We start from the raw sequence: 25,711 nt of genomic DNA, 5'->3' as shown, positions 1-25,711 counted from the left end.
TATCTGTTGTTAATATACAAAGAGAACGTTGAGCATTCGACTTAATTGTCTCTTTTTGTTTGCTGTACGGTCTACTTCTAGACGACAAATATACACGAAAAGTGTACTATTGCTCGTCATCTATTCGTCAAAGCTTACGCGTTTACACCGGTGTAGTTGCTCGGCGATATTTGTTTGATCTCTGCTTTGATTTCATCCGAAACATTTAACCCGTCTACAAAGACAGCGATAGTTTCTTGCGTTACGGTCGTGTTTGTTCTTGTTAAGTCTTTTAATGCTTCGTATGGCTTAGGGTATCCTTCACGGCGCAAGATCGTTTGGATAGCTTCGGCTACTACGGCCCAGTTATTTTCTAAATCTTTTTGTAAAGCAGATTCGTTTAAGATCAACTTGCGCAAGCCACGTAGAGTCGATTTTATAGCGATCAATGTATGCGCAAATGGGACACCAATATTACGTAATACGGTAGAGTCCGTTAAGTCGCGCTGTAATCTCGAGATTGGTAATTTCGCTGCCAAGTGTTCAAAGATTGCGTTAGCTATTCCCAGGTTTCCTTCTGCATTTTCAAAGTCAATCGGGTTTACCTTGTGTGGCATGGCCGAAGAACCAATCTGTCCAGCGGTGATCTTTTGTTTGAAATAATCCATGGAAATATATGTCCAGATATCACGGCATAAATCGATCAGGATATTGTTAATACGTTTGAAGGCGTCGCAGCTCGCCGCAAAATTATCGTAGTGTTCGATTTGCGTTGTGGTTTGTGAGCGAGATAAGCCCAAGGATTCATTCACAAATTTATTTCCGAATGCAACCCAGTCGTTTTTAGGGTAAGCCACGTAATGTGCATTGAAGTTCCCAGTAGCTCCTCCAAATTTGGCTGAATAGGGTACTTGTTGCAATGCGTTTAATTGTTTTTCGATACGTTCAATAAAAACGTAGATTTCTTTTCCTAAGCGCGTTGGTGAAGCAGGCTGTCCGTGTGTACGAGCCAGCATTGGAATCTCCGTCCAAGCTGTGGACAAGGATTTTAATTCATTCAGCAATTCCTCGATACTTGGTAGGTACGATTGGTTGATCGCTTCTTTCCAGGAGTAGGGGATTGCCGTATTGTTTATATCCTGCGATGTTAATCCGAAGTGGATAAACTCTAAAGAGTCGTGCAGGCCTAATTTTTCGAATTCATTTTTTAAGAAGTACTCAACAGCCTTTACATCATGGTTGGTTACCTTTTCTGTATCTTTTATCCATTGTGCATCTTCCAAAGAGAAGTTTTTGTAGATATTACGTAGTTTCTCATTTAATGAGCCATCAAAGTGTGCTAACTGTGGTATGCCCGATTCGCTCAGTGCAATGAAGTATTCTACTTCGACTAATACACGGTACTTTATTAAAGCGAATTCGGAGAAGAAATTGGACAATTCGTTTGTTGCATTGTGATATCTTCCGTCGATAGGGGTTACTGCAGTCAGTGCTGATAAGTTCATGATGATGAATAATTTTTATTGATAGTGCAAAAGTAAGAAAATCTAGAGGATAAACGTATATAAAACACGAAAGCCCGTACCGCAAGGTACAGGCTTTCGCAAAATCGTTAAATAATATTCGGATTACTGAACGTTTTTAGCAACTGAATCAACAGCAGCTTTAGCTGAATCAGCTACAGCACCTACTGTAGAATCTGCAACAGCAGCAACTGAATCAACAGCACCTTCAACTGCAGTAGCAACTGAATCAGCAGCAGCTTCAGTTTTAGTTTCTGCGCCACCACATGAAGCGAAAGCGATAGTTAAAGCTAATCCTAAAAATCCGAATTTGAATAAATTTTTCATCTTTTTAATTTTCTATTTTAATTGAAACAAATTTGTTTATTATCCTTTTATACCGGTAACCTCGAAAGGTAACCCAACTTTTAAAGAAAAAAATAAATAAACTAAAATATCCTGATTTTCACGCATTTAGTTTCTTTAATTCCTTAAAGCCGGCGCAAATATAATACTGTTTTGTCGAATTGCAACATTTTTGTGAAAAAATATTTTCAAAACAAAAAACTTTTGGGATTCTACCGTATAAATAGCCGTTAAGGATGCATTAGCGCGGCTTCAGGTCCCAGATATTGCAAAAAAAAGACCCGATTTTTTGTCGGGTCTTTCTATAAGGTTACTTGTTTTTATTTTGTTGATTGGCCTGTTGTTGGCGCATCATGTCTTCCATCTTTTGTTGGAAGGAAGATTTCTTTTTCGTCGTCTCTTTTGGATTCTTTTTGTTGTTCTCAATCTTAGCCAAGATTTTGTCATCATCTACAAATTGACGAATAATAACCTGAGTTAAGAATGTTAATACCGCTGCCAAGAAGTAGTAGTAGTTCAGACCAGCAGGGAAGCTGTTCAACACAAAGAAGAATACAAGCGGCATGATGTAACCGATATATTTCATCTGGTTGTTGGCAGCGCCTGAAGTAGCGTTATTGTACCAGGTCGTAAGCAACGTTGTTAGGGTCATCAGCACGCACATCAATGAGATATGGCTGATACCGAAAATAGGAGCGAAGGTAATCGGCGTATCGTAGGTCGATAGATCTTTTACCCATAGGAAGCTTTCTCCGCGCAACTCGAATAAATTCGGGAAGAAGAAGAAGAAGGCTAATGTGAATGGCATTTGCAATAACAATGGTAAACATCCTCCGAGTGGGTTTACACCCGCTTGTTTGTAGAGTTTCATTGTTTCTTGTTGCAATAGCATCGGGTTATCTTCACCTACCTTTTCCTTGATTTCATCAATTTGCGGCTTTAAAACACGCATTTTTGCCATCGACTGGTACGATTTGAACGTAAGTGGGAACAAAATACCTTTCAGGAAGATGGTTAAAATCAAGATAATGATACCATAGCTTAAGCTAAAGCCATCTAAGAAGTCGAAGATAGGTACCGTAATAAATTTGTTGATCCATCCCATTGGTCCCCAACCCATATTAATGATTTTTTGGAAATCATCGCCTTGCGCTTTTAAGACCTTGTATTTGTTTGGACCGAAGAAAAAGCTAAAGTTATAGTTGTTGTCCTTTTGAGAAGAGAACTCTACATCTGCGGTAGCTGTATAGTGTTTTACTACATGATCCTGCGTGCCAAAGTTAACCGCTAGTTTTGCATTACTTAATGGCTGCTTGCTAGATAGTACTGTAGAGAAGAAATGTTGCTTAAAGGCAACCCAATTAAGTTTCTCGTCCAGTTCTTCTTTGTCGTCTCCTGTTTCAGAAAGGTGATCGACACTACCTGCTGCATTTTTGAAAAAGATAGTAGATTTTTCACGCTCTGATTTCGCATTGAATTCTTTTTGTAGCAACGTCGTTTCCCAGTTTAATACGAGGGAGCTTGTCTTTACGTCCATTAGGTTTTGGATACCGACAGTCTTTACGTCAAGACCGAGGTTGTAATCTTTACCTTTAATGGAGTAGGTATATTCGATGTACTGATTTTCGCTATAGCTCAGACGGAACCCCACGGCTTTTGTATCTTCGTCTTGTACCGATACATTGCCCGAAAGTGGTGTGAAGTTTAGGTCATTTGTGTTTACGTTTTCACCATTTGCTTTGAATGCAAAACCAAATTTATTGTTTTCACCTTCAAAAATCATTAATGGCGTACCATCGTAATTTGTTTCGTTTTTCAGTTCGACCGACTTTACACGTCCACCTTTAGAACTGATCTTTGCAATGATAAACTCGTTTTCTAAGGTTACAATTTGCTCTTGTCCTAAACGTGCATTGCCGAATGGTTTACTTAACAAAGCTGCTGAATCGATTACGGCAGTTGTGTTTGATTTTAGTGAGTCCGACAATGGTTCTACGCCAGTGCGAACATTCTTTAATGAATCTTGTAACTTCTGTTCTTGTTTTAACTCTTGCTCCGAAGGTTTCATTAGATAAAATGAACCGGCAAGAATCCCGAAGATCAGCACTAATCCAATAAGGGTATTTCTATCCATTTTTTATTTTTTAGTTTTCTTGTACTCCACTTTTTACTACTTATGTTTTTTGTTTGCCAAAGAAGCGGCTACAAAGCTAACAAAAAGTGGGTGAGGATTTGCAACGGTTGACTTTAATTCTGGGTGAAATTGACCCGCAACAAAGAAAGGGTGGTTTTTTAGTTCTACAATTTCCACCAATCCTGTTTTTGGATTAATTCCAGAGGCAATCATACCTGCTTCTTCGTATTGTTTTAAATAGGCATTATTAAATTCGTAGCGGTGTCTGTGTCTTTCCGATATTTTTGATTTACCGTAGATACCGAACGCTTTGCTTCCTTTTTTAATATCACAGTCATAAGCTCCTAGACGCATTGTTCCACCCATATTGGTGATATTCTTTTGTTCCTCCATCAAGTTAATGACTGGATGTGGTGTGTTTTCGTCCATCTCAAAGCTGTTTGCTCCTTGTAGTCCTAAGACATTGCGGCCAAACTCAATAACAGCACATTGCATACCCAAACAGATACCGAAGAAAGGAATTTGATTTTCACGTACAAATTTAATGGCAGCCAATTTTCCTTCTAATCCGCGTTCGCCAAAACCAGGAGCTACCAACACCCCATCGAGATCTTTTAATTTTTCAGTGACATTTTCTGCTGTTACGCTTTCTGCTGCGATATATTTCACTTTAACACGCGTCTCATTTACTGATCCCGCGTGAATAAATGCTTCTACGATAGATTTATAGGCATCCGGAAGCTCCACATATTTACCCACTAGACCAATATTAACTTCACCGGTTGGGTTTTTAAGTTTACCAAGGAAAACTTTCCAGCTTTCTAGATCGGGCTCTTGTTTAGTAGAGAGTTTTAGTTTCGCCAATGCTGTTTTATCCAACTGCTCTTTCAGCATATTCAATGGCACATCGTAAATGGTTGGCGCATCAATAGATTCTACAACCGCATTGATATTTACATTACAGAACTGCGCAAGTTTCTTGCGAATCTCTTGCGTTAACTTATGTTCGGTACGACAAACCAAAATATCCGGTTGAATACCATATTCCAATAATGTTTTTACGGAGTGTTGTGTCGGTTTGGTTTTAAGCTCACCTGCAGCAGCTAGGTAAGGCACCAATGTTAAGTGGATAACCAAGGAATCACTGTTTCCTAGTTCCCAACGAAGCTGACGTACCGCCTCTATAAAAGGAAGTGATTCAATATCGCCCACTGTACCACCTAGTTCGGTAATAACAATATCGTACTCGCCCGTTTGTCCGAGCAATTGCATGCGACGTTTAATTTCGTCTGTGATATGTGGAACGACTTGAACGGTCTTACCTAAATAAGCCCCTGCACGTTCTTGTTGGATAACATGTTGATAGATTCTACCTGTTGTTACGTTGTTGGCTTGCGAAGTAGGAACATTTAAGAAACGCTCATAGTGACCTAGATCCAAATCTGTTTCTGCACCGTCTTCTGTAACATAGCATTCCCCATGTTCATACGGGTTCAGTGTCCCTGGATCGATATTGATGTAAGGGTCAAATTTTTGGATGGTAACTTTAAAACCGCGAGCTTGTAGGAGTTTGGCAAGAGATGCTGCAATAATGCCCTTTCCTAACGACGAGGTTACGCCGCCCGTAACAAAGATATATTTACTCATAGCAATAATGGGATTTCAGTAATAAATGCACCTAAAAGAAGGCCGTTTATCTACTTCATGTACGGGATACAAAGGTAATGTTTTTTCGGGATTAATCGAAATTAAAACGAAATGTTGCACTACTATGAAACGTCGAGGTGGACAAGGGGGATTTTAGTAGGATAAGTAGGGCGGCCGGGCTTTTTTTTGTCGACCGCCTTCATGTTTTTTATGTCGAATATGTTTAGCGTATCGAGCGTAACAGCTCGATGGTCGGTTGATCGAAATCGCTTTCGCCGAAAAGGGAGATCCCTGCTGCTCCATTATCTTTTGCGAGCACGATACCCTGTTTTAGCTCGGCTAGGTTTTTGAAGTCTGGTAAATACAAGCCGGCATATAGCGGGAACTTGCCATGTAGCGCTTGTACACCTTCGGATACAGCTGTTCCGATCCATTGTACCGGTTCTTTATAGAAGCCATGGTATATCATCGGGAACACACCCGATAGGTTCCAGTTGGCCCAATCTTGGCGCACAATACGGCGTGCCAAATCTGGCGTTGGAAAGACGGCGGCAGTAACGGGTTTTTTATAATCTTTGGCGGCCTCACAAATTCTGTTGACCACTTTTGTAATCTGGCGGTATCGGAAAGAACGCCAAGAGAGACTTTGTTCAGGACGTTCAACGGTGTCTATATCGATGCCGGTTTCTTTTAAAAAGGGAGCTTTGCTGAATGGACTGTAACAAAAGTCGTAATCGGCGAGTTCGGTGGATTGATCTAAGTTGTAGTTTTGCCATAGGTTGATAGGAAGTACGACGTCCGGATAGCGGATATAATCGAGATGTAGACCGTCTACATCCTCCTTTTGCAGTTGTTCTCGCGCTTTGTCTTCCAAATATTTTGGCACATCGGGGTGCGATGGACAAAGGAATCGGTAGTATCCTACATAAGGGGGATTGGTGGCACATGATTTTCCTGAGCGGCTGACAGCATAATATTCGGGGTGTTTTTCCAATAGTTCTTTTTCACCTCGGTTCATAGTCCACATCCATCGGTGGGTTTCTAAACCGTACTCCTTCGCCAGTTGAAAATGACGTTTCTGGTAATCTTCAAAAAAGATTCCACGAACACCTGCGTCACGGTAACTCTTGTATCTGTTTTTTAAGACTGCATCGGTCTCATTTTCTTTGGGTCTGGCCCATAACCAAAAATCAAAAAGTAACGGTGCTTCAGCATTCGACGGAAGCGCGGTGGCTACACGCGGGGATAGCTGCATGGCTGCTAGTCCCATCCCGGCAGCCTTGATAAAGTTTCTTCTACTGTTCATAATGTATTGTATAATTACCATTACTATCTATAGTAGCAGTGATATGGTGGTTTGTGTCCTTGATTTGCACTCTATAAAAGGATTTAGCATCGTCTACAAAAAAAAGGTGCTGTAAGCTGTCGTTCCTCAACGAAGCTTTGGGGAAGTTCTTTTGCAATGTTTCTAGGTTGTGCGCAAATGCCTTTTTTTCTTTTTTGAATAACTGTTGTAAATAAAAAATGTTCCAAGCCTCCTGTTCCACGTGGTAAGAGCGTGGGTACGATACTTCGGTTGTCTGTTTATCGACAAAGTGGAGGTAGCCCCAGCGTTCCGGATAGTGCATATTTACAATACCAATAGGTGACCATACCCAATTGTCTTCGGGTATTGTTTTACCGTCTTTCTTTTTGCGTGTGTAGGTGCCGTTTTTTATCTCATGCTGCCACTGTACACGTGAGAAATTGATGCGCCAGAAGTCGTTAATGGCAGGTGTGGATCGTTTACCATATGTCTGTAATGCTCGAAAAGGGATAGCCATTTCTACAGCCCAGTATTTATCTTGATCTTGTGGTTTGTTCAAGCTCCCTTCTACATGGACGGCACTTTGCAGTTGATTGACATTCCAGTGCATAATTGCTTCGCCGCCCAATCGATATGGCTTTGGCATCATCAAATCCATAATGGTATTGAGCGCATTTACTTCGATCTCGTAATAAAAGGGATGTCTTTCGTAGGGCTTAAGAAAAATCTCAAAATCGTTGTTGTGATAGATGATGTCATCCTGTTTGGTGAGATCGCCCCATACGTGAGGTTCTTCGAGGAGCGCGTATACATATAGGTTGTCCTCGTCCCAGAGCATCTTGACTTTTGTTTGATAAGCAGGGTGTTGTTTGCTGTGCCCTTCGATGTCTATAAATTCATCACTCCAGGCAGCATGTTCCCAAGCGTCTTCCGTTGCTTTTCCATCAATGTGTATGGGGGCTGTGGTTTTCGGGACAGCGTAATTTTTTATCGGACTCTGCATGCGCTGATATTCCTGTAGATTGGATTGCGCTGCAACAGGTGTGGCGATAGTAAAAAGGCTGAGTACTAGTGTTGTTCTTTTCATTGTTACAGCTTGAAAATAAGGATTAATGCCGGATAAATCCTATTGTAACATAAATGTTGTGAACAAGTTGGGGCGGGCGGAAATAAAAAAAAGACCTCGAAGGTCTTTTTTTTATTTTTTTGAAGTAATCTAAGGTAATTAGATGCGTTTCGATTTGATACGAGCTGCTTTACCAGTAAGACCGCGCAAGTAGAATAACTTCGCACGACGTACTTTACCTACGCTGTTAACCTCGATTTTGTCAATGTTAGGTGAATTTACAGGGAAAATACGTTCAACACCGATACCGTTAGAAATTTTACGAACGGTAAAAGTAGCGTTAACACCTTCGCTGTTTAATTGAATAACAACACCTTGGTACACCTGAACACGCTCTTTATTTCCTTCGCGAATTTTATAATGAACGCTGATGGTATCTCCAGCTTTGAAAGCGGGAACTTCATTTTTTACTACCGCTTGTTCTTCTACAAATTTTACTAAATCCATGATTTTGAGTAATTATTAAACGATTTATATCCTGTAAAAATCGGATTGCAATATTACGTTTTTTTTCTTTAAAATACAAAACTACTATTGAAAAAAAGTGAACTAGTTTTCTATAGTGCGTGCAAAGGTAGTAAAAATAATCGATGGTTCATTTAATTTTTTTACTTGTTTTCATTTTCTCTATTTTTGATGTGTTGATTAAACATTAAAGCTATGCGGTCTGTTTATTTTTATATGTTGACTTTATTACTTGCTTCGCTAGGAATCAGTGGGGCAAGCGTTTTCGGTCAAACGGTGATTCCATTTACGCTGTCGGATCATAATAATATGCTAGTCAAAGCTGTCGTAAATGATACAGATAGTTTGCATTTGATGTTTCAGGTGGCGATGAAGGATGCCTCTCTCTCGCCACAACGCACCCGTCCGGCTAAAACATTGTCTTTTCATCAGGGAGTAAGTGCGGGGAATACCGTGCAAATAGCGGGATTGAAAAAGAATGATATTACCTTTTTTGATAACGAGCTCTCCGGGCCGGGGTCGGATGGTAAAATCGGTACCGGGCTATTTGCTGGAAAGGTTTTTATGATCGATTATGACAACAGTCAATTTGTGGTGTACGATCAGTTGCCCGTATTGGAGGGCTATCAATCAATTCCTGTACATATTCGGGGAGAAGCGTTGTTTGTTGATGTGACCAGTTTTATTGGAGATTCTTCGTTGCAGCATTCTTTTTTCCTTCAGTCGGGTTATTCGGGTGGATTGCTCTACGATGATACTTTTTCGGCGGAGCAGCACCTTGACAATAAATTATTGGTGAAGTCAGAGAAAACATTGAAAAACTCAGCCGGCGCGAGCGTTACCACGAAGCAAGCGTCTTTGGGGCAGATGAAAATAGGAGAGACGTCGCTCCAGAATATGTCCGTTGGTTTTTTTGTTGGGAATCTTAAAACGCAGCCTTTTAGTTTTTTTGGGGCTGACTTGTTGAAGCGCTTTAACTGGATTTTCGATGCGGATCGGAAAACAGCCTATATCCGTCCCAGCAAATATATCGATGCTGCGCCATTTGAGCTGAAGTAGTAGCTGTACAGGTCATATTTATTAGGAATTAATAGGGAGTAATCATATTGGAAAATAGCATCAATGAGTGGACGGTTTGTCCGGCCTGTAAGGGCGAAGGGAAAAGAAGGCGGAGGCTCCCCAATAAAGTACGCCTCCAGTATCAGGCGACATTAGATGCGTTTGAAAAAAAGGGGGCTGTGGGGAATCCTCCGGTGCGCCCGAAAGGGCATCTTTTTGTATGCCCAAGCTGTGATGGCTCGGGCTTGGCTTTGGTTTCTGCTGTGGATGATCCTTTGTTAGGCAATGAAAACTATCCGCATGTTGCTATTATTGGTGGAGGCATCGGAGGGATGGCTTTGGCTGTCGCATGTTTACAACGGGGCATTCCTTTTACTCTGTATGAGCGCGATGCGGATTTTAATATGCGATCGCAAGGTTATGGATTGACGTTACAACAGGCTAGCAAAGCCATAAAAGGCTTGGGGATTTTTGATTTGGAAGGTGGCGTAAATTCTACACGCCATCTGGTGCATACCGTAGAAGGAGAAGTATTGGGAGAGTGGGGGATGCGGAAATGGGTGCCGTTAAAAGATAATGATTACACTAAACGTTCTAATATACATATTGCACGCCAGTCTTTACGTCAGGCTATAATGGGTCAACTTGAGGGCGATGATCGGGTGCAGTGGGGCCATCAGTTATTGGATTTTGAGGAGAGACAAGGCGGCGGTGTTTTGTTGACTTTTAACGTTTCTGGAGAAATAAAACAGACGAAAGCAGACCTCGTGGTGGGAGCTGATGGGATCCGAAGTGTGGTGCGCAAGAAGTTGATCGGGGATGGGGTGACTCCTTTGCGTTACCTGGATTGTATGGTGATATTGGGAATTTGTCCGTTGCAAGAGCTTACAGATCTAGGGAGTCCATTGCTGGATTCAGCAACAGTATTTCAGACGGCGAATGGTAAGGAGCGTATTTATGTTATGCCGTATACGCACGATTCGGTGATGTGGCAACTGAGTTTTCCCATAACCGAGGAAGCAGCTTTGGCATTAAGTGCGCAAGGGCCAAGGGCTTTGAAGGAGGAAGCGTGTCGTATAACACAGTGGCATGATCCTATTCCACAGATCGTGGGAAGAACTGCAGAAACATTGATTTCGGGTTACCCTGTTTATGATCGTGCCTTGCTGGGTGCGGAATTATTAAAGGATGCGGGAAATGTAACATTGATTGGAGATGCGGCACATCCGATGAGCCCTTTCAAAGGGCAGGGGGCAAATCAAGCGTTGCTGGATGCGTTGGCACTGGCGCGGGGGATTGCGCGTGGATGTCGCTCTCCGCATTGGCGAGAGCAGGGGTTGCGGGATGCGGTGTTGACAGAGTTTGAGTCGGAGATGTTGGAACGTAGTTCGGTGAAGGTGAAAGACTCGGCTGCTGCTGCGCAGTTTCTCCATTCGGAGACGGTATTGCATGTGGGGGATGAGCCTCGAGGACGGTGTTTGAAGAAAAAGTAATCTCTTGATCTGACTTTGGAATTTATAATTTACAAATATTAGGCTGATGATAAGCAAAGATGAGATAGGGAGGGATGCGATACAGGAATTCTGTCGTTTGGTTCTGAATCCGCGCTATTTGGCTTGGTTAGAAACGACTTTAGCTGGGTTTCCTCCGTCATCTAAGCCGTTCGATATCCTTGAAGAGTTAATTTATCGTAGTGACGATGCTGATATACCATTTGTTGCTGTACTTGACTGGAAGGCGGATATTGCTGATTTAGAAGGTAGTATACGCTATTTGGTGAAACGGAATTTCGATATGGAGGTGATTATCCCTCAAAGCCAACAATTTCCAATCAGTTACCATATTTCTTATGACAATGTGCTGAAGAAATATGATGAAGCTTTAAGCACGCAAGGCTTTCGTTTAGGTATGATCCGTAATGAAATCGATCAGTGTTGGTTTTTTGTTTGTAAGGCCGATATGTATGTGGTTTGTGTATCCCATTTGGAAAAGATCGGAGATGGGGTAGAGAAGATCGTCTTTACACAGGATTGGGAGAAGTATGAGCCTGTAGTAGGGATCGACGAAATGGAGGAGGGCGTTAAAAAGCTATTGATCGATATGGTTTGGGTCTTGTCGCGCAAAGAGGATTATACTATTATTGAATCCCTGGTGGAGCGTACGTCGTATAGGGATCTTATTTCGGGTATCGATGGACTTTCTTACGAATTAGAGAAAAGGGAGATTCCGTTTATACTCCGCTTGGAATGTCGAACTTTAGTCGATATGTTTCGGACACGGATGGAGGGTTATATAGAAAAAAGATTTAATATTTGCTTAACCCTTCCGAATTCTGGGTTATTTAAGAACAGGAAATTTATTACACATGAAGGGGTTCTTATGGGATTTGAGGAGGCTTTCAATCAATTTGGCTTGACAGCACGATTGCTGGATTTTGGTATTGACTATTCTTTGTTTATGATTCTTCATCCTGAAGAGGATATAACGAGAATCATTGCTTTTTTGGAAAATTGTACGCCTGTAAAGGTGATTCCTATTCCGAAAGATTTTAGAGATTTTAATATGTTTCGATAGTGCCACGGTAGTCTTACCGGTGTGCTGACAGGTATAAAATGGCGCTATCTGAAAAGACAGCGCCACGTCACTGCAAGAAGTGTAGCGATGTGGCAGTCTGAACCAATTTATCTAAAGAAGATTATTACAGCTTTATTCTCGTTTGTGTAAATGATCATTTTGCCCTAGCTGGGTTGCAAAATAGATATACACACTGCGTAAACCGTTGTGATTTTTTAAATATATGAGCCAATATTATTGTTCTTTTCCTTTCTTTATACTTGAAAAAAATGATAATAAACTTAATATGGATCGAATTGTGTCTATGGAACATTTACAGTAGTTGAGCCAGTACTGTAAATGTTCCCTTTGTTTTGTCACCTAACTTAACATGGACATCAGAGTTTAAAGGTAAAAAAACATCCATTCGAGAGCCAAACTTTATGAACCCCATCTCAGCACCTTGCGAGACCTTTTGACCGGGAGTAATATACCAGCATACCCTTCGGGCGAGCGCTCCAGCAACTTGACGGAAGAGAACATCCATTCCTGTGTTCATACGTATCACGGTGGTTGTGCGTTCATTTTTTTCACTAGATTTTGGATGCCAGGCCACTAGGTGTGTGCCAGGGTGATATTGAAAGTACTGTACGACGCCAGCTACGGGAGTCCAATTAACGTGAACATTAAAGGGGGACATAAAAATACTGATCTGCAAGCGAGGCTCATTAAAATATTCGCTCTCGTGGACTTCTTCAATAACCACGACAGTACCGTCGCATGGAGCAATTATAGATTTTTCCAATGTAACTGGGATGCGGTTAGGCTTTCGGAAAAACTGGAGAATTATCAGGAATATCGTTAAACTTAGAGTAGCCAATATTAGCTTTAATACCCATAGGTCTGATGTGAATAAGTATAGAAGGAGGTTCAGTAGACTCAGGATTACGATAGATGTAACAATGATTGGCGTGCCTTCTTTGTGTATGGTCATGTTGTAGTGGTTAAAGATATTCCTTCTATAAAATCACGCTACTCGAAGCCTAACGTGATTTCTCTTTTTGCTTGAAATACGTGAGGTCGGAAATGGATTTGAACCACTGTAAAGAGCATTGCGTACTCTCGCCTAACCACTCAGCCATCCGACCTTTTTATGTTGTTATGCTATCAAGATGTTTGCAATACCTTTTTCTTGATAACACAACAAAGATACATAGAGGGTGGTTTGTTTTAGTGGTTCAGTTTATAGAATACAGGTGGGCCAGGTAGGGAAGAGGAACTTCGAGCTTAATAATTTATACTAAAGGGTAACCTGTTGATAATCGGAGCAATCTATTTTTAGATCCCCTACATGAAGTGGTTTGTTTAATAATTTACAAAAGTGCGGGATTTGGTCTTCCGTTGTGCTGTAGTATGAGCAGGTTGAACACATGCGTTGTATGGAAATAATTCCAGCTTGATTCAGATGTGCGATAATATCAAGTAAATTTAATAATAGTTGTTCTTTATCGTGAGCGCCCAACTTATCTATAGGCTTTCTTATCTCCCGAGTAAAGGAAGATGTTTGGAGCGCGATATCACGTCCTTTTTTAGATAAATCGATAGTGTAACTTCGGGTGTCGCTACCACCGTATTCTTTCGTGATTAATTCCTTTTGCGCCAGTATTTTGATGGTGTCGCTAATCGTTGCCTTACTCAGGTCGAATTCTTGGGCTAGTAGACTTACCTTTCTTCGTTCTTCACTGTGGTTCAGCAGGAAAATCAGCACCTGTATTTGGATTGGGCTTAAGCCAAATTCTACACTTTCTTTCCATAACAAGACACGAAAAGATTGGGATATCCGCTCGAGAGATGCTATAATTTTGGCCTCTATTTCATGCCCGTCGTTCTCCTCTAGAAAATCGGATTTATCTATCATAGATATTATAGTTTGGTGCCGCTTTCCGTACATTAACGCGGAAAGTGCGAAAATACTCCACAAAGATAGTTAACCTAACTTTGTGGAGCAATTCTTAGCCCTTTACATCCGCAAGGGAGGCCCCAAAATTAATGTGCAAGACATTACCAGTGGTGGTGACTAAAGCCGGAACCGAATTTACTCCTGCTCTCTCTGCCTCCTCGATTCGATTACGCACCTCGCCAAGATGTACGACTTCTACATTGTCTGCTCCGATTAAGTTAATAATCTCATGCTCCGCACTAACGCATACGGGGCAACCTGCGTGATAAAAAATTGATTTTGACATTTCTTAAAAGTTTTTGTTTGACTTCTATTTATTTAACCTACTTCAAATATAGTTAGGATGTCTAACTAAAAAAACTTTCCAACTGAAAGTTTTACTGGTTTCCCAGTCATTTTAAAAACTGGACTAGCATGCTCTGCCTTTGTACAAGGTTTTTCCGCGATTGCTTTCAGGCTTGAGATAGACGTGTATGCAAGGTTTCTAGAAAGAAGGTGGCATCGTTAAAGGAAAGGTTTAGTGCGGGGAGTACCCGTATAATCTGCGGACCAGCTTCCCCAGTCAAGATCCGGTCGATCTCCATAAGCTGTGTACGGATATAAGACAATTCTTTTGGTAATTCAATACCAATCATTAAACCCCGCCCTCTAACGGCAACGACTTTATCCATTTTTGAGAGCTCACCAATTAAATATTCACCTGTTTGTTTTGCTCTAAAGACTAAACTTTCTTGTTCAAAAATTTGAAGTACGGCGAATGTGGCTGCACAGGCCAGGTAGCTTCCGCCAAAAGTGGTGCCCAGTAGTCCCTTGCTCGGTTTTATGAAGTCGGTTATAGCCAAAGCCCCAACGGGGAAGCCATTGGCAATTCCTTTCGCCATAGTATATATGTCGGCCTTCACTCCAGCAATATCATGCGAAAAAAATTGACCTGTTCGACCATAGCCACACTGGATGGCATCTGCAATATAAATAGCGCCGTATTGAGTACAGCAGTTTCGAATCGTGCTTAAAAATTCGGGCGTAGCGGGAATTATTCCACCTACACCTTGTATTCCCTCCACGATAACTGAAGATATCTGTTCTCCCATTTCCGAGAAAAGATTCTGTAACGCAACACAATCGTTAAATGGTAGTTGGATCACATTGGCAGTCTCATTAATCGGTGCCTTAATATAGGCATTGTCGGTCGTAGCGACCGAAAGGGATGTACGACCATGAAATCCACCCGTAAAGCAAATTGTCTTTTTACGGCCATTGTGAAATGAAGCGAGTTTTAAGGCATTTTCATTGGCTTCGGCACCCGAATTACATAAAAAAAACTGATAATTTTCTAGTCCTGACAAGATACCCAGCTTCTGAGCAATTGTATCTTGCAACGGCATCTCGATGCTATTGGAATAAAAAGCAACCTGTTCCAGTTGTTTTTTTATTGTCGCTATATAGTGTGGATGGCTGTGTCCTACAGAAATAACGGCATGACCACCATAGAGATCGAGATATTTATGATTATGTAGATCCCATACATGTGAACCTTTTCCCTTTACGATTTGCAGCGGTAGTTTATTAAATACGTCGAAAGTATTCATGTTTTTTTCTTTAAGACAGTTGTACTTGCTTGTTCTTTGATTTCTTTTTTTCGGCTTGGAGCCACCTGTCCAATATTACACTTAGAATAGTATGGCAATTTCCAATATTAACTCTACCTCGTCTTACTTCTTCGGCTGTTTGTACGTAATATCTAGTGTCTAGGTCACTGGCTCCGTGGATCAAAAATTGTTCTAGGCAATCGTTGGTTATTTCCAGATGGAATTGGATTGCCATGACGTTTTCGTTAAGATAGAAAGCTTGGTTTAAGTTTGCTGGAGAATAAAGCATGTCTACCGCATTTTCTGGCGTATCAAAACGATCGTAGTGCCAATGGAATACAACGGGTTTTTTCTTGAATAATTCGTAAAACCAGATTAGTTGTTGACTTTCTTTGGTTGGAACGACCCTAAACCATCCAATCTCTTTACTAGTGGCTCGGCTGACCGAAGCTCCTAATGCTGTAGCAATCAGTTGCGCACCGAGGCAAATACCGAATACCTTTTTTCCGGATTTGATGCATTCTTGGATAAATTGTTTCTCCACCTGTAACCAAGGGTATGCTTCTTCCTCATTTACGTTCATCGGTCCACCTAAAATTATTAAGGCATCCAGTTCGGCTACCTCGGGTAATTGATGGTCGGGATCAAAAAAATGAGTGCCAGATACGTCGTGTTTATTGATATGGAGCCAGGTTTCGATAAAACCTAAACCTTCATAAGGCACATGTTGTAAGTAATGTATTTTCATCTTTTTCTTTGTTTATATATGATTGAGCGTATGTTGTGCTTAAATAGAGTGATGTATCGTGCGTTGTGAAAAAATCAAGGATGCGGAAGATATCGGAGGAGATAGTACATAGCCCAGCCGATAAAGCAGATAATAATAACCCAAACCCACGATGGGATGCTCTGCGGTGTTTCGCTCCCCGATATGAGGAATGATTGCTGGTCTCCCTTACCATAGGCATTGACCATAATGGGTAATATGCCGTCAACCATATCGTTCTCCTTAATCCCCTCCACCACGATAGCGGGACCGTTACGTACCGTAAAAGGGATCTTCCGGATGCCTTCTTTGCCACTTGGATCTTTGCTCACGATTTTGAGAACATGCGGACCATCGGTAAGCTTATGCGTATCTAGATCGAAGACCGTAGGTGTGTGAATATGTGCTATTGGTTCTAATTGATCATCAATGAAAATGATGACTTTACTTTGATTATTCATCTTGAAAATTTTTGAATATCCGTCTTTTGATATGCCCGTTAGCGCCTTCTCCTGGCTGAATCAACCATTTGACTGAAAAATAAAGGGTGACCAACACGATGATTGTCGTTACCACTATAATGATGTAGTCCCATTGACTATCCGGACCAGCTCCATGAACCAAGCCTCGGAATAGTTTCGGTTGATTGCGTTCACAAACGGGGCATGAAAGTGTGGTGAATGCATAACACATTGCGACCAGTAAGACTAAGGTGTGTTTCATTGTTGTTTCGTTTTATCCTTTAAAAAATCCAGTATCTTTTTTATTTCCGTCGTTGTTACTTCTGGTGCAGCATTGCCCCAGCTCGTACGCTCATAGTTTATAATGGCTGCAACCTCTTTTTCAGTCCATCCCAGATTGGCTCCAATGGCAGACATTGCTCCATATTCTGGACGAGCATCGTATCCGTTCATGATAATATCCACATACAGGGTTAGATTTTGACCGGTCACGACACCACTACCTTTCAAAGGCGGAAAGGCACCCGGTAATCCTTTTCCATTGGCCTGATGACAGGCTTGGCAGTGAGCTACATATAACGCCTTCCCTTCGGCAGTGGATGTTTTGACTGCGGCATCATTGGTCTCGGTCTTTTCAAGTAAGAATTTGGGCAATGCTGTTCCATCAGGAAGGGGCGTTTGTTTTAGCGATTGTAAATAGGCCACTAGATCTAAGGCGTCTTGTGTTGCTACGACTTTTTGTGTGTTACTGATAAGGCCTTCATCTGGTATGTTTACGACAAAATCGGTTTCGGTTACCTCCTTGGTTATTTTAAATAACCAAGGGTACGCGGGCATAATGGATTCAGGCACAACGATTCTCGGGTTGAATAAATGAACCAGATTCCATTCGAGGCTAGGTTGTCTATTTCCGATATCCGTTAAATCGGGTCCAATCCGTGCTGTACCCATCAAGGTGGCTGTATTACGCCAAAAATCGGTACGGGTATTTCCTGCGTAATCTGCCGCTAATGAAGCCCTAGTACCCCAAGATTTATCCATCTCAATATTTCGTACCTGTTGACTATGGCAAGCAACACATCCATTTGAAATATATAGTGCTTTTCCACGTGCAGCGGCCTCCGTTAAAGTGGGAGCATCTGGAAGTGGTTTGATGTAGCGCTGATTGCTGATAGCAGGAAAAATGGCAACAAACAAGGTTAAGACCGAGAAGAGTAATGTAGCTACACCAAATAGTTTCTTATGATTGTCAAAGAATTCCATATTGTTGAAGTATTAGTTATCGTGCATTTTGTTATCTGTTTTCATGAGTAAATCAATAGCCGTCTGTTCGATCGCAAGGGAAGGCAGGGGGCGAGCTATCATTTTGTACATATTAAAGGCAAAGACGAGGTGTGAGAGCCACATCAGTGTGCCACCGATAGCCCGCCAGAGCCAGTAGGGAAGCATCAGACTCACGCTATCTACAAAAGGCTCGCCTGCGATCCAAGATAATCCACGTAGACTTCCGCCATACATCAAGGGTATAGAATATAGAAGTAATCCAATCAAAGCCAACCAAAAGTGGATTCCAATAGTTAGTTGCGGTGCTTCGCGTCCCGTGAGTTGTGGAATCAGAGAGTAGATACCTGCCCATAATAAAAAAGTGATGATTCCATACATCGTCATGTGCGAATGTGCCACAGTAAAGTCGGTGAAATGCCAAATCAGGTTGGCATAACGGAAGGCTTCAGCCGTACCTTGCATAGACCCGGTGAAGTAAAAAATGATACCTACTAGGAAGAACGGGAGGGTATAGCTATCGCGTAGTTTATACCACGCCCCTTTGAAGGTCATTAAAAAATTGGTGGTTCCCGCGATAACGGGAATTACCATACCTACACTCGCTACAATAGCGACGGTCTGTAGCCACCAGGGAATAGCGCTGAACACGAAGTGGTGCGTACCGATCAAGGTATAAAAGACTATTTGCGCCCAAAAGGCAAGAATCCCTAGGCTGTAAGAATATATCGGTTTATTTAGTTGCTGAGGCAAAAAGTAATAAACAATACCAAGTGTAAATAACATAAACCACATACCCACCGCTTGATGCATATAGTAACCTTGAACAATGGTTTCGCCTAGTCCTTTCTGCCACTGTGGCAAGTAACCAACTAGTCCAACTATCGTAAAAAAAGATAAAGCAGATACGATATACCAATTGGAAATGTATATTTCTGTTGTTTTGCGGCGAGCCACTGTGATGAAATAATTGGATAGTGTCAGCGCAAGGCCAATTCCGAAGATTAACATAATAGGCCAAATATATTCCCGGTATTCGCCACCACCGTTGTTGATTCCCATCATCAGAGTGATAGAACCTAGCGTAATGGAGAGATTAATACAATGTAGAGCGTACCAAGCCCATTTTATATTTGCGAGAGGGCTGTTACTGACGCGAGGAACAATATAGTATCCAAGCCCAAGCATCCCAAGCGAGGACCACCCCCAAAAAACTGCATTGGTATGTACCGGCCGAAGTCTTCCAAAGTTTAGCCAACTGAGGCTATCTACGTCCGGAGCTACGAATTTTATACCCAAATATTCACCGACGGTGGTGCCAAATAGTAACCAAAAGGTTGCACTTATGAAGTACCATTGTATGACTTTAGAGAGGGCAGGATCGATCGTATGATCCGAACGCATTTTCTTCTTTGCGGACACTATGGGTAATCCAGCCTCTGGACGAATATGAAGTAAGCCGCGTTTATCCGCCGTAGGTAAGGTTCCGCTTAATTCATGGTGCGTCAAGGAATAGTCTAGAGATTCCTTTTGATTTTTAATCGTGCGGAGCGAACGATCGGGCACACTTTTTAAGTAGTCGGCTAGATCGATTGCTTCTTTTTGCTTGAGTTTGTTTTTTTTACTATTTATACTCCACTTGACTTTAATAATTAACACGATAGCGGTCGTCAAAAGGACTAATAGCAGGAGGATAATGGTGATAATTACAGGCCCCTGTTCCCATATAGAATTGCTGGTTGCATTCTGCGAAGCAACTGGTGCTTTTTGCGCTGCAACAATGTTGGGTAGGCTGATCGGTATCGGAATAAAGCAAAGTAGAAGTAACTTTTTGTTTTTCTTAACTTCATTTTTAAACTTTATTAGTTCAGTAATTTGTTTACTTGTCAGGTTCTTGACATTCGTTTTGAACCGTTCGGTATTTGGAGTAGATCCATGCTGTTTTTTATAGAAAGAGATAAAACTATCTACCTGTTTCTTGAAGGTCATAGTCATCATTAACAAGAGTAAAATGTTAACCAAAATAAAACCTATAATTAAAGATGTTAAGTCTAAACGTGTCGTATAAGGAAGCATATCTTGCGCGTTTACCAATACAGCAGGTCCAGAAAGAAGTAAGAGTAATATTAATCTGATGTGTTTCATATGGGTAGACTTTAAAATATATTATTGTTGTAAAACCCAGGCAAATACGAGTGGTGCGACAATAGTTGCGTCGGATTCGATGGTATATTTATGGGTGTTCAGGTCGAGTTTCCCCCAGGTTATTTTTTCATTGGGGCTAGCGCCGGAGTATGAGCCATAAGAGGTGACGGCATCTGATATTTGACAAAAGTAACTCCAGCAATGGATATATTCCATCTTCATATCCTGATACAGCATAGGTACCACACAAATAGGAAAATCTCCCGCGATACCTCCGCCAATTTGGAAAAAGCCCATTTCAGCTTCGGCACTATTTTCTCTAAACCAATCCGCGAGATAAATCATGTATTCGATTCCATTTTTTACAATCTGTACATCCAGTTCAGCCTTCATGACATAAGAAGCGAATATGTTTCCCATTGTGCTATCCTCCCAACCAGGGACGACAATGGGTAAGTTTTTTTCTGCGGCTGCGACCACCCAGGAATGGTCGGGATTTATCTCATAATAAGGTAATAGTACGCCATTGTTTATGAGGGCATACATGTATTCATGGGGAAAGTACCGCTCGCCGGATTGGTCTGCCTTTCTCCATATTTCGAATAAATGTTTTTGGATACGTCTAAACGCCTCCTCTTCTGGTATGCAGGTATCGGTTACCCTATTGTAGTGCTGTTGTAATAGCTGTCCTTCGTCCCGCGGACTGAGGTCGCGGTAGTGAGGTATACGCTTGTAATGGCTATGTGCAACCAGGTTCATAATGTCTTCTTCGATGTTTGCACCGGTACAACTGATAATAGCTACTTTGTCCTTACGAATCATTTCTGCCAAGGATATGCCAAGCTCTGCTGTACTCATAGCTCCTGCCAGCGTAATCATCATCTTTCCACCATTGGCTAAATGTGCCTCATAGCCTTTGGCTGCATCCATAAGTGAAGCCGCATTGAAGTGTAAAAAATGGCGTTCCATGAACTGCCCGATAGGTCCTTTTGTATTATTCATTTCTTTTAGCACTCAGTCATCCAACTATTATTAATGTTAAGGTATAATCGTTTTTCTCTTGAACATTTATACCTGATCTCGGGACAAAGCTAGGTAATGACTGGATGGGTGTAGTGGTTCAGTTGTGGTAAATGATACTGGTCCAAATAGAAGGTTTACCAATTTTAGCTGGACTATCTAGAATAAACAAACTGAACCAGTTAAATGATACAGCTTCCCTATAGTTTTGTGGTGTAAATAAAATAAACCAGTTCAGATATGACGAGAAATAACAATAATATCCTATTTGAAATAATAAATCGAGAGTCAAAGAGACAACGTGAATGTCTGGAGCTCATCGCTTCTGAAAATTTTGTGAGTGAAGATGTCTTGGCTGCGGCGGGATCTATCTTAACCAACAAGTATGCGGAAGGGTATCCAGGCCGGCGTTACTACGGAGGGTGTGAGTTTGTTGACTTGGTGGAAAACATTGCACAGTCTAGAGCCAAGGAAATTTTTGGAGCTGAGTATGCCAATGTTCAACCGCACTCTGGCTCGCAGGCGAATACAGCGGTGTTCTCGGCTTGTTTACAACCGGGGGATAAAATATTAGGCTTTGATCTGACGCATGGTGGACACCTTACCCATGGATCTTCGGTTAATTTTTCGGGCAAGCTATATACTCCTTCATTTTACGGCGTTAATCGTGATTCGGGACTGTTGGATTATGATGCTATTGAGCTCAAGGCTTTTCAAGAAAAACCCCGTCTGATCATTGCTGGTGCAAGTGCTTATTCCAGAGATATCGACTATAAACGATTTAGGGAGATTGCCGATAAAATGAACGCAATATTGTTGGCCGATATAGCGCATCCCGCGGGATTGATTGCAAAGGGGCTGTTGAGTGATCCAATTCCGTATTGTCATATCGTTACGACCACTACGCATAAAACGTTGCGCGGACCGCGAGGAGGTGTGATTTTGATGGGTAAGGATTTTGAAAATCCGCTAGGGTATAAGAGTGCGAATGGATCTCTAAGAATGATGTCAAGTGTGCTCGATAGTGTTGTTTTCCCAGGGATCCAAGGTGGTCCACTGATGCATATCATTGCGGCCAAGGCGGTAGCATTTGGTGAAATTTTGACAGACGAATACACCAGTTACGTCAAGCAGATACAGCGTAACAGCCGAAAGATGGCTGCGGCCTTCAATTCGCGTGGCTATAAGGTTGTTTCTGGTGGTACGGATAATCATTTATCGTTAATCGATATTCGTGATAAAAATCTTTCCGGTAAGGAGGCGCAGGATCTTTTGGAACAAGCCGGGATTACGGTTAATAAAAATATGGTCCCGTTTGATACACTTCCGTCAGCACTCACCTCTGGCATTCGTGTTGGAACAGCAGCCGTGACGACCCGAGGATTGGTGGAGTCGGATATGGAAACGATAGTGGACTTTGTCGATACCGTATTGCGTGATAAGGGGAATACGATATTGCACGCAAAGGTGAAAAAGGAAGTCGCTGAAATGATGATGGATCGTCCGTTGTTTGTGCTTTAATAACCGTTATCTATTGAGAAAATCTAATCTATTGCCTAATGAATCAAGATAATAAACTTAAAAGTAGTGACTTTCCCAGTCTGTTGATTGCAGGCTTTGTATCCGTTATTGTTAATTATGGGGGGACTTTTATCTTAGTCTTTCAAGCAGCAAAAGTAGCGGGACTTAGTCCGGAGCTAACGACCTCATGGGTATGGGCTGTTTCTGTCGGTACGGGACTAAGTGGACTATGGTTGAGTATAAAATATAAGATGCCCATTATTACCGCTTGGTCGACTCCCGGTGCGGCTTTTCTGATTACGGCGCTGGATGGTATACCCTATAGCGATGCGATTGGTGCTTATCTGATTTCGGGAGCTGCATTTCTGTTGCTTGGTTTATCAGGTATGTTTAATCGCTTGATTAAACTTATTCCCAAAGGCGTTGCTGCCGGTCTGTTGGCAGGGATACTTTTCCCATTTGGTATCAATGCTTTTAAGGAGATACAAGTGGATCCCGTGTTGGTCTGTTTGCTATTTGGCTCCTTCATTTTCCTAAAAAGGTTTACTTCCCGATATGCGATATTAGGGGTGTTGGTTATTGGTCTCGGTTTTTTGATTGTGAGTGATAAGATCTCTTTTAGCGCAATTGAATGGAGCTTGGCAGTTCCTGTCTATACGAGTCCTTCTTTCTCACTAAACTCTTTGTTAAGCGTTGCACTACCTTTGTTTATCGTTACCCTAACGGGTCAATATATGCCAGGCATGCTGGTTTTGCGAAATGACGGATATAATATCAGTGCAAATCCGATTCTTACAGCCACCGGTTTGGGGTCTTTGATTTTCGGTTTTTTTGGATCTTCACCCTTTAATGTCGCAGCGATAACAGCGGCAATAGCGACGGGTAAGGATACGCATGAAAACCCAAAAAAAAGATTTGTAGCCGGAATTATATGTGGCGTTCTTTATACCTTGGTGGGCATTTTCGGTGTAACTTTTGTTGCGCTCTTTATGGCATTTCCTTCCTCATTTATTGCCCTTTTGGCGGGTTTAGCTCTATTAGGAACTATTGCGGGCAGTATTTCTAATGCGATGGAGGATGCATCTACTCGGGAGGCGGCATTGATAACGTTTCTCGTATCTGCTGCAAATGTCAGTTTGTTCGGGATTGGAGGTGCTTTCTGGGGCTTGGTGGCTGGTTTATTGACCTACACCATTATCCATGTGAAATTTCGGATTAAAACGGTCCATCAGGAACAACCTCTAGTTGCTACAAAGTCGATTTCCCTAAAAAATAATGTTAAATATTTAAGAAAAAAAGATGAAGTATAACTTTGGTGCTGGACCAGGCAAACTTGCAAAAGAGGTTCTTGAAGAGGCCTCTAAAGCGATTACGAATTTTAATAATACAGGACTTTCTATTCTGGAAATATCACATAGAAGTCAGTACTTTATGGATGTAGTCGACGAAGCGGAATCATTGGTGAGAGACCTTTTGGAGGTACCTGAAACACATGATATAATTTTTCTACAAGGAGGAGCTAGCACGCAATTTGCGATGGTGCCTATGAACTTGCTTCCGCCGGATGGTTTTGCGGCTTATTTAGATACAGGCGTGTGGGCCAACAAGGCAATCCAAGAAGCAAAGAGGTTTGGGGAGGTGGTCGTGGTCGGAAGCTCGATCAATGCCAACTATAATTTTCTTCCTCGGGATTTTAAGGTGTCTTCGAATGTTGCCTATTTCCACTATACCTCGAACAACACAATTTACGGAACCGCTTTTTCTTTTACCCCTGAGGTTACCGTTCCATTGGTTTGTGATATGTCTTCAGATATCTTCAGTCGTCGGATTGATGTTTCAAAATATAACTTGATTTATGCAGGTGCGCAGAAAAATGCGGGTCCGGCAGGGCTTACAATCGTAATAATTAAGAAAGGAATACTCGGACATGTAAAGCGTGTTATCCCGTTCATTTTTGATTATAGGCTGCATATTGAGAACAAGTCTATGTACAATACACCAGCTGTGTATGCTATTTATGTCGCTATGCTTAATTTTCGTTGGTTGACAAGGAAGGGAGGGGTGGCAGCAATCGAATTGGAGAATAACGCTAAGGCTGCGCTTTTATACCGAGAGATTGATGATAATCCTCTTTTTGTAGGAACTGCTAGGACGGAAGATCGATCTCGGATGAATGTTACTTTCACAATGGTTACGGCTGGTTTGGAGCAAGAGTTTTTAAATTTTTCGCGTGACCGTTACATAATCGGAATTGAAGGGCATCGTAGTACTGGTGGTTTTAGGGTGTCTCTTTACAATGCCGTTACCTTACAGGATGTTGAAGTGTTGGTCTCCGCGATGCGGGAGTTTAGCACGCAAAAGGAGCACGAAATTCGTTATTCAGCAATGCATGGAGGATAAGATGGAAAATAAAGAAATAGTCATACCTGGGTTAAATCAATTAGCTCGAAGAATATTTGAAGATAACCAAAAAAAGGGTTTTTGGGATAAAGAGCTGAATATCGGGGAGGCCCTTATGTTGATTACCAGCGAACTCGGCGAAGCGTTGGAGGCGGATCGAAAAGGAAGACATGTAAAATTTGAAGAATTTGAGCAGGCTTTGGAACGAGCGGGATATTGTTTGGAAGAATTTGGTGTGGACCACCATTATCGTTTAGTTTCTCAAATCTTTTTAGATCTCGTAAAAGATACTTTTGAGGATGAAATAACGGATGCCATGATTCGCTTGTTTGATCTTGCTGGTGCAATGGAGATTGATATTGAACAACATATATGGACGAAGCTCATGTACAACAGAGGTCGTCCTAGGTTACACGGTAAATTATACTAAA

At 41.7% G+C, this 25,711-nt stretch carries 23 protein-coding genes and 1 tRNA gene; 7 read left to right on the top strand and 17 right to left on the bottom strand.

The features are described from left to right. Positions 1-134 precede the first annotated feature (134 nt). From purB to rplS, 7 genes are all read right to left on the bottom strand, one after another. Positions 135-1,484, bottom strand: coding sequence for an adenylosuccinate lyase (purB, locus tag B9Y69_RS05770; RefSeq protein ID WP_085472081.1), 1,350 nt, complete (start codon positions 1,482-1,484; stop codon positions 135-137). A gap of 123 nt (positions 1,485-1,607) precedes the next feature. Beyond that, positions 1,608-1,829, bottom strand: coding sequence for a hypothetical protein (locus B9Y69_RS05765; RefSeq protein WP_085472080.1), 222 nt, complete (start codon positions 1,827-1,829; stop codon positions 1,608-1,610). Positions 1,830-2,157: 328 nt separating this feature from the next. Continuing rightward, positions 2,158-3,981 carry a membrane protein insertase YidC gene (gene yidC / locus B9Y69_RS05760; RefSeq protein ID WP_085472079.1) on the bottom strand — a complete coding sequence of 608 codons (1,824 nt, stop codon included), beginning with the start codon at positions 3,979-3,981 and terminating at the stop codon, positions 2,158-2,160. Positions 3,982-4,017: 36 nt separating this feature from the next. After that, entirely contained in the window at positions 4,018-5,628 is a 1,611-nt protein-coding gene (locus tag B9Y69_RS05755) for a CTP synthase (RefSeq protein ID WP_085472078.1), read from the bottom strand. 223 nt (positions 5,629-5,851) lie between these two features. Next, positions 5,852-6,934 carry a family 10 glycosylhydrolase gene (locus B9Y69_RS05750; RefSeq protein WP_085472077.1) on the bottom strand — a complete coding sequence of 361 codons (1,083 nt, stop codon included), beginning with the start codon at positions 6,932-6,934 and terminating at the stop codon, positions 5,852-5,854. Next, complete coding sequence (locus B9Y69_RS05745) at positions 6,924-8,021, bottom strand: carbohydrate-binding family 9-like protein (RefSeq protein ID WP_085472076.1); 1,098 nt, start codon at positions 8,019-8,021, stop codon at positions 6,924-6,926. The genes B9Y69_RS05750 and B9Y69_RS05745 overlap by 11 nt, the downstream gene beginning before the upstream one ends. 138 nt (positions 8,022-8,159) lie before the next feature. After that, entirely contained in the window at positions 8,160-8,507 is a 348-nt protein-coding gene (gene rplS, locus B9Y69_RS05740; protein WP_085472075.1) for a 50S ribosomal protein L19, read from the bottom strand. 213 nt (positions 8,508-8,720) lie between these two features. Between rplS and B9Y69_RS05735 the strand changes: the two genes are divergently transcribed. The 3 genes from B9Y69_RS05735 to B9Y69_RS05725 are packed head-to-tail and all read left to right on the top strand — an operon-like array spanning position 8,721 to position 12,158. Further along, positions 8,721-9,584, top strand: a complete 864-nt coding sequence (locus B9Y69_RS05735) for a hypothetical protein (RefSeq protein WP_085472074.1) — start codon at positions 8,721-8,723, stop codon at positions 9,582-9,584. 47 nt (positions 9,585-9,631) lie between these two features. Continuing rightward, a complete protein-coding gene (locus B9Y69_RS05730) occupies positions 9,632-11,077 on the top strand; it encodes an FAD-dependent oxidoreductase (RefSeq protein WP_085472073.1) in 1,446 nt (481 codons plus the stop codon). Between the two features lie 46 nt (positions 11,078-11,123). Further along, positions 11,124-12,158 (top strand): DUF6630 family protein, encoded by a 1,035-nt coding sequence (locus B9Y69_RS05725; protein WP_085472072.1) that lies wholly within the window; start codon positions 11,124-11,126, stop codon positions 12,156-12,158. A 313-nt stretch (positions 12,159-12,471) separates the two neighbouring features. Here B9Y69_RS05725 and B9Y69_RS05720 read toward each other — a convergent pair whose 3' ends face one another. From B9Y69_RS05720 to B9Y69_RS05670, 10 genes are all read right to left on the bottom strand, one after another. After that, entirely contained in the window at positions 12,472-13,131 is a 660-nt protein-coding gene (locus B9Y69_RS05720) for a phosphatidylserine decarboxylase family protein (protein WP_085472071.1), read from the bottom strand. Positions 13,132-13,214: 83 nt separating this feature from the next. Further along, positions 13,215-13,285, bottom strand: a tRNA-Cys gene (locus B9Y69_RS05715). Between the two features lie 152 nt (positions 13,286-13,437). Next, positions 13,438-14,055 carry a MarR family winged helix-turn-helix transcriptional regulator gene (locus B9Y69_RS05710; protein ID WP_085472488.1) on the bottom strand — a complete coding sequence of 206 codons (618 nt, stop codon included), beginning with the start codon at positions 14,053-14,055 and terminating at the stop codon, positions 13,438-13,440. Positions 14,056-14,549: 494 nt separating this feature from the next. Next, positions 14,550-15,686: an aspartate aminotransferase family protein gene (locus B9Y69_RS05700; protein WP_085472069.1), complete on the bottom strand. Its 1,137-nt coding sequence runs from the start codon at positions 15,684-15,686 to the stop codon at positions 14,550-14,552. Between the two features lie 10 nt (positions 15,687-15,696). Beyond that, positions 15,697-16,434 (bottom strand): type 1 glutamine amidotransferase, encoded by a 738-nt coding sequence (locus B9Y69_RS05695; protein ID WP_085472068.1) that lies wholly within the window; start codon positions 16,432-16,434, stop codon positions 15,697-15,699. A 74-nt stretch (positions 16,435-16,508) separates the two neighbouring features. After that, a complete protein-coding gene (locus B9Y69_RS05690) occupies positions 16,509-16,913 on the bottom strand; it encodes a cytochrome C (RefSeq protein ID WP_085472067.1) in 405 nt (134 codons plus the stop codon). Beyond that, positions 16,906-17,175: a hypothetical protein gene (locus tag B9Y69_RS05685; RefSeq protein WP_085472066.1), complete on the bottom strand. Its 270-nt coding sequence runs from the start codon at positions 17,173-17,175 to the stop codon at positions 16,906-16,908. Before B9Y69_RS05685 ends, B9Y69_RS05690 begins: the two co-directional genes overlap by 8 nt. After that, positions 17,172-18,176, bottom strand: coding sequence for a cytochrome c (locus B9Y69_RS05680; protein ID WP_085472065.1), 1,005 nt, complete (start codon positions 18,174-18,176; stop codon positions 17,172-17,174). The genes B9Y69_RS05685 and B9Y69_RS05680 overlap by 4 nt, the downstream gene beginning before the upstream one ends. A gap of 12 nt (positions 18,177-18,188) precedes the next feature. Beyond that, a complete protein-coding gene (locus B9Y69_RS05675) occupies positions 18,189-20,339 on the bottom strand; it encodes a cbb3-type cytochrome c oxidase subunit I (protein WP_085472064.1) in 2,151 nt (716 codons plus the stop codon). A gap of 21 nt (positions 20,340-20,360) precedes the next feature. After that, entirely contained in the window at positions 20,361-21,341 is a 981-nt protein-coding gene (locus B9Y69_RS05670; RefSeq protein ID WP_085472063.1) for a deoxyhypusine synthase family protein, read from the bottom strand. Positions 21,342-21,599: 258 nt separating this feature from the next. Between B9Y69_RS05670 and glyA the strand changes: the two genes are divergently transcribed. The 4 genes from glyA to B9Y69_RS05650 are packed head-to-tail and all read left to right on the top strand — an operon-like array spanning position 21,600 to position 25,710. Beyond that, the gene (gene glyA, locus B9Y69_RS05665; protein WP_085472062.1) at positions 21,600-22,880 is read left to right on the top strand and encodes a serine hydroxymethyltransferase; all 1,281 of its coding nucleotides are present in this window, start codon (positions 21,600-21,602) and stop codon (positions 22,878-22,880) included. A 38-nt stretch (positions 22,881-22,918) separates the two neighbouring features. Next, entirely contained in the window at positions 22,919-24,190 is a 1,272-nt protein-coding gene (locus B9Y69_RS05660; protein ID WP_085472061.1) for a benzoate/H(+) symporter BenE family transporter, read from the top strand. Next, positions 24,180-25,280, top strand: coding sequence for a 3-phosphoserine/phosphohydroxythreonine transaminase (gene serC / locus B9Y69_RS05655; RefSeq protein ID WP_085472060.1), 1,101 nt, complete (start codon positions 24,180-24,182; stop codon positions 25,278-25,280). The genes B9Y69_RS05660 and serC overlap by 11 nt, the downstream gene beginning before the upstream one ends. 1 nt (position 25,281) lies before the next feature. Next, positions 25,282-25,710, top strand: a complete 429-nt coding sequence (locus B9Y69_RS05650; RefSeq protein WP_134430856.1) for a nucleoside triphosphate pyrophosphohydrolase family protein — start codon at positions 25,282-25,284, stop codon at positions 25,708-25,710. Position 25,711 lies beyond the last annotated feature (1 nt).

The organism is Sphingobacterium psychroaquaticum (assembly GCF_900177625.1).
Lineage (GTDB): Bacteria > Bacteroidota > Bacteroidia > Sphingobacteriales > Sphingobacteriaceae > Sphingobacterium > Sphingobacterium psychroaquaticum.
The sequence above is the reverse complement of the archived record's forward strand: the minus strand, read 5'-3'. Positions and strand labels throughout refer to the sequence as shown.